Origin of the sequence: Lacticaseibacillus pantheris DSM 15945 = JCM 12539 = NBRC 106106 (assembly GCF_001591865.1) — a bacterium.
GTDB lineage: Bacteria > Bacillota > Bacilli > Lactobacillales > Lactobacillaceae > Lacticaseibacillus > Lacticaseibacillus pantheris.
In genome coordinates, this window is the sequence record NZ_BCVS01000012.1 from 21,139 (window position 1) to 31,474 (window position 10,336).

Consider the following 10,336-nt stretch of genomic DNA (forward strand, 5'->3'; position numbering starts at 1 on the left):
TTATACCTCCTGTGGGTGTGCTGCCAGCCGGTTGAGCACTTCGGCGTAAACTGGGGTTAACGGTCCTGCATCTTTACGGAAAACATCTTTGTCCAAAGATAGGCCGGTGTCCGCGTCGACTAATCGCATATTGTCTGGGGACAATTCATCGGCTAACACTAGGGTCCCGTCGGCTAAACGACCAAACTCAAGTTTGAAATCCACCAACGTAATGCCAATCTCGGCAAACCGACGGGATAACCACGTGTTCACCGTGTCCGTCATGCGCTTCATGGCCGCCAGCGTCTCCTCATCACTAATTCCTAAAGCAATGACCTGTGCGTCGTTAATGAAGGGGTCATCCAGGTCGTCCGACTTCAGGTAAAACTCGTGCACCGGTGGATCAAGCTTCATCATTGGCGTTGCATTAAACTTAGTGACGAAATGGCCGGAAGCAAAGTTGCGGAGCACGGCCTCCAACGGAACCATCTTGGCCTTCCGCACCAACATATCCTGGCCGTCCAGGTCCTGAACAAAGTGGGTCGGCACCCCAGTAGCAGATAACTCTTTGAACAACAGGCCTGAGATTTGGAGGTTCAACGTGCCTTTGCCGTCAATGATGACCTTCTTCTTCCCGTTGAGGGCCGTGGCCTGATCTAAATAGTGCACCCATAATAGTTCGGGGTTATCCGTACTAAATACTTGCTTAGCCTTACCCACGTACAACAACTCACCTTTGGTTACCACTATTTAACCTTCCTTCCTAGCTGTACCTGTCCCAACAAATCTAGTTGTGTATCCCCGACAGATCCCGTTACGGTAATGTGCCCCATCTTGCGACCGGTGCGCACAGCCGCTTTACCGTAATCATGTAGGTGCCATTCGGGATGTTCTGTCCATTCCGCGCGTGCCGCCAACAAATCATCGCCCAGCAGGTTCCGCATCACCGCGCGTTCCTCTAACCGAATACGCGGAATGGGTAACCCACAAATGCTGAGGACGTGCGCGGTAAACTGCGAAACGTTGCAGGCCTCAATGCTGTAATGCCCCGAATTATGCGGTCGCGGGGCCAGTTCGTTCACCAGCACGCCGGTGTCAGTGGCAAATAGTTCAATGCCAAGCACACCGCGCAGGTCGAGCCCCTCAGCGATATTGGTCGCCAGCTGGTCAATCTGCTGACGCACCCCTTCGTCCAGCCCGGGTGCCGGGGCCAGAGTCGTGTGGAGAATATGGTCAACGTGCCGGTTCTCCACGACCGGAAAGGTGCGTACCCGGTCACGACCATCACGGGTCACCATCAACGATAACTCCCGGTGAAAATGTGCCCGCCGCTCTAAAATGCACGGTGCCTTTGCGGCTAATTGACGCGCCGCACCTAAATCGGCAGGACCGTTCAAATCCTGTTGGCCGTGACCGTCGTACCCACCGGTCGCGGTTTTCAGGATGGCCGGGTACCCAATCTGTGCGATTGCCCCGGCCAAACTGTCCGCATTGGGCACGCTGACAAAGTCGGTGACGGGTACCCCCGCAACGTCGCGTAAGAAGGTCTTTTCGCGGATACGGTCCCGCGTGATGGCCAGTAATTCAGTACCCTGGGGGACGCTGGTCATGGTCGCCACACGTTTCAACGCGACGAGGTCAACGTTCTCAAACTCGTAGGTTAAAACATCACTACGCCGCGCTAGTTCTATCAACGCATCCTGATCACTGTACGGAGCCGTGATTTGGAAGTCAGCCACCTGCCCAGTCGGTGAATCGGGCGTTGGTTCCAGCGTACCCACACGGTAACCCATCGACCGGGCCGCAATGGCAATCATGCGGCCCAATTGACCGCCCCCGATGATGCCGATAGTGGCTGGGGGAATGATCGGCTTAATCATCTAACGTGGCCTCACTTTCAATCGCGCGCCGGGTTTGTGCTGAGCGGAAGTTTTGCAACCGGTCGGCAACGCGGCTATCCGTGACGGCGAGAATAGCCGCAGCAAACAAAGCCGCATTGACCGCCCCAGCATCCCCAATGGCCATCGTCGCGACGGGTACGCCGCCCGGCATTTGCACAATGGACAGTAGTGAATCCATTCCCGATAATGTTCGTGTTTTGATGGGCACACCAATCACCGGCAACGTGGTATTAGCCGCCAACATCCCCGGTAAATGTGCCGCACCGCCCGCGCCGGCGATAATGACGTTATAACCGCCGTTACGAGCATCGCGACCAAATTTAGTCAATGTTTCAGGCATTCGGTGTGCCGAAATAACCTTGGTATCATAGTCAATCTCAAGTTCTGATAACTGCTTTACCGCTAACCGCATCGTGGGCCAATCAGAGGTTGATCCCATCACCACTGCCACCTTTGTCATCGGTTTGCTCCTTTGTCGTTTGATGTGATGAGTGTAGCACGGATTGCGGGACGGTTCAACGTAAAATCGGAACAATTTTATTGTTCGTGTTTTTAATGTTCGTCTTTTGCTAGGCATACGGCAATGCTGAGTTTGCCAACAGCGGATAGTACGCGTAATGGATCACAGCAATAGCTTCGGTCTGCATGCTATAACACTACGGCCTCTCGGCGATGCTTACCGCGTTACTCGTGCGGATGCAAACGAGCTGCGCAGGCCAGAAAGCGACGTATAAGGTACTACCACCAAAAGGCCAAGTGCTCGGTGTAACCAACCTGGTGTGAGAATGCTGCATCGCTCTCGCGTTACTCGTGCGTATGAAAACGAGCGGAGCAGGCCAGAAAGCGACGTATAAGCATACCCGAACAAGAATCCAAGTGCGGGATTCTCGTCCGGGTATGCTTATACTCTGCTTTCTAAACGGCCTGCTCCGCTCTCTGCCTCTAAAACGAGCTCCGCCCCGCAGAAACCGACGTATAAGCAAGACCGGACAAGAATCCAAGTGCGGGATTCTCGTCCGGTCTTACTTATACTCTGGTTTCTAACCGCGGGGCTGCGCTCTCTAAAAAAGTCGGCCCAACCGCGGGTTTACCCCCATCTGGTTGGACCGACTTTCACGTAGTATTGCTATTTTCTGTACATTTTAAACTCAAGGAACAAGTCATTATATTCGCGGACCACCTTGGGTGCCAGGTCATCGTAAACCTCTAAATGCTGCATGGTCTGCGCATCCGGGTAGAACTGCCGGTCATGACGCACCGCTGCCGGTAGCAACGCCTTCGCCTTGTCGTTCGGTGTAGCGTAGCCGACATACTCTGCGTTCTGCGCCGCATTTTCTGGGCGCATCATGAAGTTCAGGAATGCATAAATTGCCTTGTAGTGTTTGGCCGTCCGCGGAATGACCAAGTTGTCAAACCAGAGGTTACTACCCTCACTCGGAACGACGTAGTGCAGGTGCTTATTCTCACCCAGCATCTCGCTGGCCTCACCCGACCAATCCACCGCAATTGCCGCCTCGTCCTGCTCCATGTACATCTTAATTTCATCCGCCACGACGGCCTTTACGTTAGGGGTCAACGCGTCGAGCTTGGCCTTCGCCGCTACCAGCGTTGGCCGGTCAGTCGTGTTCACCGACTTGCCAAGCGACACCAGACTCATCCCCATAATGTCCCGAGCCGAATCAATGAGCATAATATCACCACGATACTTACGCGCCCACAAATCATCCCAGTGCTGAATACTACCCGGGCGCACGTACCGATCGTTATAAATGATCCCCAGCGTGCCCCAGAAATAAGGAATGGAATACTGGTTGTCCGGGTCAAAACTCCGGTTCATAAAGGCCGTACCAAAGTTGCTCAAGCCGTGCAGCCGTGACTTGTCCAACCGCACGAGGAGGCCCTCTTTGCGCATCTTCGCCACCATGTACTCACTCGGAACCGTTAAGTCGTAGTCCGTTCCACCCTGCTTGACTTTGGTATACATACCCTCGTTGCTATCGAACGTTTCAACGTTCACGTGGAATCCGGTTTCCCGCTCAAACTTCTTAATCAATTTGGGGTCGATGTAGTCGCCCCAATTGGCCAGGTTAAGCGTGTTGCCACCAGTATCCCCCGTGGACGCCGACAGCCGGTTACTACCAACCGCCAACCCCAGGCAGGCGACAATAATGGCACAGGCCAGTGCAATTAATTTTTTCATGCTAACGGGTCACCCCCCGCTTTTTGGTCTTCCGGGCACTCTGACCTTGCTGAACAAAGTAGTAGCCCACCACCAGCACCAATGCAAAGAGGAACATTATCCCGGACAGCGCGTTAATTTCGAGGCTAATACCTTGCCGCGCACGTGCGTATATTTCAACGGATAGGGTTTCAAAGCCGTTGCCAGTAACAAAGAACGTGACCGCAAAATCATCCAGTGAGTACGTCATCGCCATAAAGAAGCCGGCAAAGATGCCTGGGGTGATGAACGGAATGATGACGTCCTTCAACACCTGAACGTTCGAGGCACCAATATCCCTCGCCGCATCAATCAAGGAGCCCGATAACTCCCGCAACTTTGGCAAGACCATCAGCACCACAATCGGGATGGAAAATGCTATGTGGCTGAGCAATACGGACGTAAAGCCCAGCGGCAGGCGCAAAGCAGTGAAGAAAATCAGGAAGCTGGCACCAATAATGACGTCCGGACTGACCATCAAAATATTGTTCAACGACAGAATTGTGTTGCGCATTGACGGGCGTGTGGTGTTGTTAATCGCCAAGGCTCCCAATGTACCGATAATGGTGGCAATCAGTGCTGATAGTAGCGCCACAATGAGTGTATCCAACACAATCTGAATCATCCGGGGATCGGCAAATAGCTCCTGGTAATGACGCCACGTGAACCCCCGATAGTTGGTCATGCGCTCCCCCTCCGAGAAGGAGTAGAGAATCAGGTAACCAATCGGCAGGTACAGCACAATAAACGTCAGGATCAAGTATAAGTTAGACCACTTAAATTTACGCACGGTGAATCACCCGCCCTTTCCGGTGCTGGCGTTCACTGGTCAATAACATAATGATGACCATGGCGACAATGAGCACCACGCCAATCGTGGAGCCCATCCCCCAGTTCATCGTGGTGAGGAAGTGTTCCTCGATGGCGGTCCCCAACGTGATGACCCGGTTACCACCAATGAGTCGCGTCAACATGAAGAGGCTCAGGCTGGGAATGAAAACCGCCTGCACACCGCTTTTGACACCCGACAAGCTGAGTGGAAAGACCACTTTGGTAAAAGTCTGCCACCCGCTAGCGCCAAGGTCCTTACTGGCGTTAACCAGCCCCTCATTCAATTCCTCAATCGCGTTAAAAATTGGCAGAATCATAAACGGAATTTCAATGTACGCGGCAACCAATATGAAGGCCGCATCCGTGAACAGGAACTGATGCGGTGCCATCCCCATGGCACCCAAGAGGTTATTCAGGGCACCATGTTTACCCAGAATTCCAATGAACGCATACGCCTTCAGTAATAAGTTAATCCAAGTGGGCATGATAATGAGCAATAACCATAATTGCTTGTGCTTGGTGTAATGCAAAAAGTACGCCGCCGGATAACTCACCAGTAGTGTCGCCGCAGTAATGAGCAACGCATACCATACCGAGTTAAAGGTCATCGCCAGGTACGTACCCGACTGAAAGTACTCCGCATAATTACTCAGGGTAAAGTGGCCGTTGATGTCAAAAAAACTTTGGTAACAAATCAGCACCACGGGCGCAATTACGAACAGTCCCAACCACAGGAAGTACGGGACGTAATAGCCCGCATTAACGGTTTTACGCATGGCCTATTCCTCCTCGTAGCTCTCCAAACGCGCATCAAAGTCTTCTTCCGACTCACCAAACCGCATAACGTGGATGTCTTCGGGGTCAAAGTAGAGGCCCACTAGCCCATCCTCAGATGCTGGATTGGTGGAATGGATCAACCACTCATTTTGGGCGTCATCGTAAGCCACGATCTCGTAGTAGTCACCCCGGAACAACTGCGTATCGACCCGCACCGCCACTTTGCCGTGCTCCAAATCCGTCACGTCCAGGTCCTCAGGCCGTAGAACGACCTCCACGGGCTCGTTAGGCCGCATACCCGCATCCGCACAGTCGAAGGTTTTGCCGTTAAACTGAACGCGGTAATCGGCAATCATCCGGCCTGTCACAATATTACTCTGGCCAATAAAATCGGCGACAAAGTGGTTGATGGGCTCGTCATAAATGTCGACCGGGGTGCCACTTTGCTGCACCTGGCCGTCATTCATGACAAAAATTTCGTCGGATAACGCCAACGCCTCCTCCTGGTCGTGGGTAACGAACAGGAAGGTGATACCCAGGCGCTGCTGCAGGTCACGTAATTCGTACTGCATATCTTGGCGCAACTTGGCGTCCAAAGCCGATAGCGGCTCGTCCAGCAACAGCACCTTTGGCTCCAGCACGATTGCCCGGGCAATTGCGACACGTTGCTGCTGACCACCAGACAACTCGCTAATCATCCGGTCACCCAGGTTGTCTAACCGCACCATGTGCAGGGCGTCCTGCACACGCGTCATGATGGCTGGCTTATCCACTTTGCGAATACGCAAGCCGTACGCAACGTTATCAAAGACGTCCATGTGGGGAAATAACGCGTAGTCCTGAAAGACGGTGTTCACATCCCGTTGGTTCGCGGGGATATCGTTCACCCGCTGCCCGGCAATCATAACGTCGCCACCACTCACGCTGAGGAAACCCGCGATGGCCCGCAAAATGGTGGTTTTACCGCTACCAGAGGGGCCTAATAACGTGTAAAACTTACCCGCTTCCAGACTGATGTCGATGTCTTGCAGTACGGTAGTATCACCGTAATTTTTAAAAACATGGCGTAACTCTACGATTGGTGCTGCCAATGTACCTTCCCCCATATCTATGTATTACCAGTGCCAGGTTACCCAACGGCACTAGTCCCTCTACTGACGTTAAACTACGACGCATCATCCACATCCGCCAAGTTCGCGGCGTTTTCGGTATAACTCACGTCGGCGCTCAGCTTAGTCGCCATCCCGGTGGTAATATAACCGTTATCCATTAACCGTCGAATAGCGGTACGTTCGGCGGCGAATCCCAGTAGCCGGAGCCGGCGAAGTTCATCATCATAATCTGTGTTGCGTTTCTTCCCGGCCGCCTTGGCGTTGGCAATCCGGTTACGGTAGTGCACCACCTGGGCGTACACCATCTGCCGGTCGTACTGCTGCGCCTGCTCCGGTTGTTGGCGCATCACGGCGCTGAGGTGCTTCAAGCCACCTTTGGCCGTTTCTTTCTCAACCAATAGCTGCTCGCTATAGTGGTGGCCATCACGCCGGTCAATCAACCGTAGATGTGCCACTCCCCGCTTGATTTGTCGCCAGCGGTGGCGGAACCATGCGGACACACTACGGCGCCCCGCATGCGCGAGCGAACGGTCGATATCCTCCACCCGCTGCTGAATGCGATCCCGGGTCTCAATGTAAGTATCCGCCAGAATCCGGCCTTCACGCCAAAGCTGTGTGAGGGCCTGTTGCTCTCCGGTTAGACCGATACGCCGTAGGTTCAGTTCGTCGGCTAGCAGCGGCGGGATGGCGTCATCAGGTTTATCCGCATTGATAAACGCCAACCGGCGAATCCGCGCCTGGTACTCCGCGAGTAAGTCCAATGCTGGTTTCTGGTTTTCCGTCCGCCGTTCAGACTCAATCATCCGTACGGCCGATTGTAAGGTGTAACTTTGCGCTTCTGGAAATGACAGTTGTGCTGCGGCTACCTCATCTTCGTCGTCATCAGTATCATCGAGGTCGCCCTGATCAGCAGCAGCCAAAGCCGCAGAGTCACCACGGCCTTGCACCACGACCCGCTCACGGGTAATGATCGGTAACGCAATAGACGCCACCACGAGACTCAGGATAACGACCCCCGCGGCAACAAAGAGAATCAGCGCTCGGCCCGGAAAGCCATCCCCCCCAGCAACGGTCAGCGGCAACGACAACACACCAATGAGGGTGATGGCGCCCCGCACCCCGGAAATGCCGGTAACCACTGCCTGCTGAAATGGTGGCCAACGCCACGCCTGTCCCCGACGCTGGGAGCGGCGGGCAGTGAGCAACATGTTGCCGTACAGCCAGGCCACACGGACCACAAGCAGGATTACGTACATCAGCACCACCAACAGTAATGCTTCAGATGTGCTGGCCTGCTCGTTTTTAATGGTCGCCCCCATTGCCACCGGCAGCTCCATGCCCAGGAGCACGAAGATAATGCCGTTCAGCAGGTAAACCACAATGTCCCAAGTACGCTCTGACACTAGGCGGAGCTCGGGTAGGACCGCACTTTGCAGCCCGGGTTGACCATTACTCAGCAACCCGGCAATCACAACGGCAATTACGCCAGAGGAGTGCAACAGCTCGTCCGCCACAAAGTAAATGATAAACGGCGTAAGAATTTGTAACACGGTGTGTAACGCGTAGTCATTAATTCCCTGTTTAAGCAACCAGCGGCGCAATCCGTTAATTAGCAAGATTAGGACCGTGCCCACCAGCAACCCCACCACGCTGACGTAAAAAAAGTCGCGCACGGCGTTTTGCAAAATGAACGTGCCGGAGACCGCGGCCGCAACCGCATACTTAAAACTAATCAACCCACTGGCATCGTTAATCATACTTTCGCCGGAGACCAGGTTCAGCACGGTTCGCGGCAGGTGAATACGCGCGGCCAGCCCCTGGACGGCAATCAGGTCAGTTGGTGACAAAATCGCGGCCAACGCAAAGGCGGCGGCCAACGGCGTACTGGGCGATAGCAAGTGGAAAAGCCAACCACCAATCAAAGTCGAGGCCAGAACTAGCAACACCGCGTTGCCTAAAATGGGACCGCGTAAATACCACAACTGTCGTTTGGGGTAGTGCCGCCCATCGTTAAACAGCAACGGCGCCATGAATAACAGCATGAACCAGTCGGTACTGACCTGCAATTCAACTTTGAACGTCAACGCAACAATCAACCCCAGCGCGGCCTGAATCAACGCCACGGGGACGACCACTAGGTAGCGGTTAATAACGCTACCTAAAATAACGAGGGCGACCATCGCCATGATACTTTCAATTAGCTCCACGATAGCCCCCCTAACCATAATAATTTATTCCGGATCATACCCCGTATGGTGCTCAGGGTGCGCCGGTTCTTCACCAATAATACGTACTTCGGGTTGCAGGTCTACGTGAAACATTGGATCAACGTGCGCCTGGACAAAGTGGATCATGTCCACGTAGTCCGTCGCGGTGGCATGATTTATGTTCACAATAAACCCGGCGTGTTTCCGGGAAACCTGGGCCCCGCCAATCACGTGCCCCTGCAGACCCGCCTGCTGAATCATGGGACCAACAAAGTGACCCTTGGGACGCTTAAATACGCTCCCACACGAGGGGTACTCGAGCGGCTGGCGGGCGGCGCGACGAGCGTTGAGCTCATCCATTTCGGCCCGGATAGCCGTGGCGTCACCAGGACGTAGGTCAAAGGTGGCGCTGAGGACAATATCACCCGTTCCCTGAATATAGGAATGGCGGTAGCTAAAGTCCATTTGGGCGGCGGTATAGGTCTTAAATTCCCCGTCGCGCGTCAAGACATCGACGCTGGCGAGACACTCACTGACTTCACCACCGTAGGCCCCGGCGTTCATGAATACGGCGCCGCCGACTGAGCCCGGGATACCCGCGGCAAACTCCAACCCCGACAAGCCGGCTGCACCAGCAGCATCAGCGGTATCGATAATCCGGGCACCGGCTGACGCGGTTACGCCGGTAGCGGTAACCCTAATCTCGTGCATAGCGGTGAGAATAATGGTGAGGCCACGAATGCCACCGTCACGCACGATGAGGTTGCTGGCGTTACCGATGACGGTCAGGGGCACCTTTTCAATTTGTGCGTAGTCGACCAGTGCGTGGACTTGCTCCACCGTTTCGGGAAAGGCCAACATGTCGGCGGGACCACCCGTTTTGGTAAAGGTATAGTTGGACAAAGGTTCGTCCACCATCACCGGCAGACCGGCGACTGTTTTTGTTGCTACTGACACCATCATCACGTCCGTTTCCAATTTGTTCGTTGGTACACTTTTGCGCACCCATACTGGTAAAATTCTAACATATATAGGCCGCGTGGTGTAGCAACTGGTGGGCCCGTGCAGGCAAAGTGGCGATGGAGTTGCAGCTTTCGTGCCCTACGCCGTGATTGCTACAATAATGGTTGCCGGCAGCGTTGGCCGGGTTGGTGAGCTACGGCTTTCGTGGGCACTCCGCGGCAATCCACTGCTAGGGCGAAACCTACAACTCGCCAAGTGCATGCGAGTTTCCGGTGCGATTCTTAGCCCACCCGGAAAACCACCGGCTGGGCTAAGAACTCGTCGCGTTCTAATGGCTAAAGCCATAAG

At 54.2% G+C, this 10,336-nt stretch carries 9 protein-coding genes; all 9 read right to left on the reverse strand.

Annotated elements, in window-relative coordinates; all coding sequences use genetic code 11:
- Positions 1-726: a phosphoribosylaminoimidazolesuccinocarboxamide synthase gene (locus LPA02S_RS02670; RefSeq protein ID WP_056956601.1), complete on the reverse strand. Its 726-nt coding sequence runs from the start codon at positions 724-726 to the stop codon at positions 1-3.
- Positions 726-1,859 carry a 5-(carboxyamino)imidazole ribonucleotide synthase gene (gene purK / locus LPA02S_RS02675; protein ID WP_056956600.1) on the reverse strand — a complete coding sequence of 378 codons (1,134 nt, stop codon included), beginning with the start codon at positions 1,857-1,859 and terminating at the stop codon, positions 726-728. The genes LPA02S_RS02670 and purK overlap by 1 nt, the downstream gene beginning before the upstream one ends.
- Positions 1,852-2,340: a 5-(carboxyamino)imidazole ribonucleotide mutase gene (gene purE, locus LPA02S_RS02680; RefSeq protein ID WP_054649923.1), complete on the reverse strand. Its 489-nt coding sequence runs from the start codon at positions 2,338-2,340 to the stop codon at positions 1,852-1,854. Before purE ends, purK begins: the two co-directional genes overlap by 8 nt.
- A 666-nt stretch (positions 2,341-3,006) precedes the next feature.
- The gene (locus tag LPA02S_RS02685; protein WP_056956599.1) at positions 3,007-4,080 is read right to left on the reverse strand and encodes an ABC transporter substrate-binding protein; all 1,074 of its coding nucleotides are present in this window, start codon (positions 4,078-4,080) and stop codon (positions 3,007-3,009) included.
- A 1-nt stretch (position 4,081) separates the two neighbouring features.
- The gene (locus LPA02S_RS02690; protein WP_054649919.1) at positions 4,082-4,888 is read right to left on the reverse strand and encodes an ABC transporter permease; all 807 of its coding nucleotides are present in this window, start codon (positions 4,886-4,888) and stop codon (positions 4,082-4,084) included.
- Complete coding sequence (locus tag LPA02S_RS02695) at positions 4,881-5,705, reverse strand: ABC transporter permease (protein ID WP_056956598.1); 825 nt, start codon at positions 5,703-5,705, stop codon at positions 4,881-4,883. Before LPA02S_RS02695 ends, LPA02S_RS02690 begins: the two co-directional genes overlap by 8 nt.
- A 3-nt stretch (positions 5,706-5,708) precedes the next feature.
- Positions 5,709-6,797 (reverse strand): ABC transporter ATP-binding protein, encoded by a 1,089-nt coding sequence (locus LPA02S_RS02700; protein WP_054649917.1) that lies wholly within the window; start codon positions 6,795-6,797, stop codon positions 5,709-5,711.
- A gap of 74 nt (positions 6,798-6,871) precedes the next feature.
- Positions 6,872-9,025: a cation:proton antiporter gene (locus LPA02S_RS02705; protein WP_056956597.1), complete on the reverse strand. Its 2,154-nt coding sequence runs from the start codon at positions 9,023-9,025 to the stop codon at positions 6,872-6,874.
- A 24-nt stretch (positions 9,026-9,049) separates the two neighbouring features.
- Positions 9,050-9,988, reverse strand: a complete 939-nt coding sequence (gene murB / locus LPA02S_RS02710) for a UDP-N-acetylmuramate dehydrogenase (RefSeq protein ID WP_439645124.1) — start codon at positions 9,986-9,988, stop codon at positions 9,050-9,052.
- Positions 9,989-10,336: the final 348 nt, after the last annotated feature.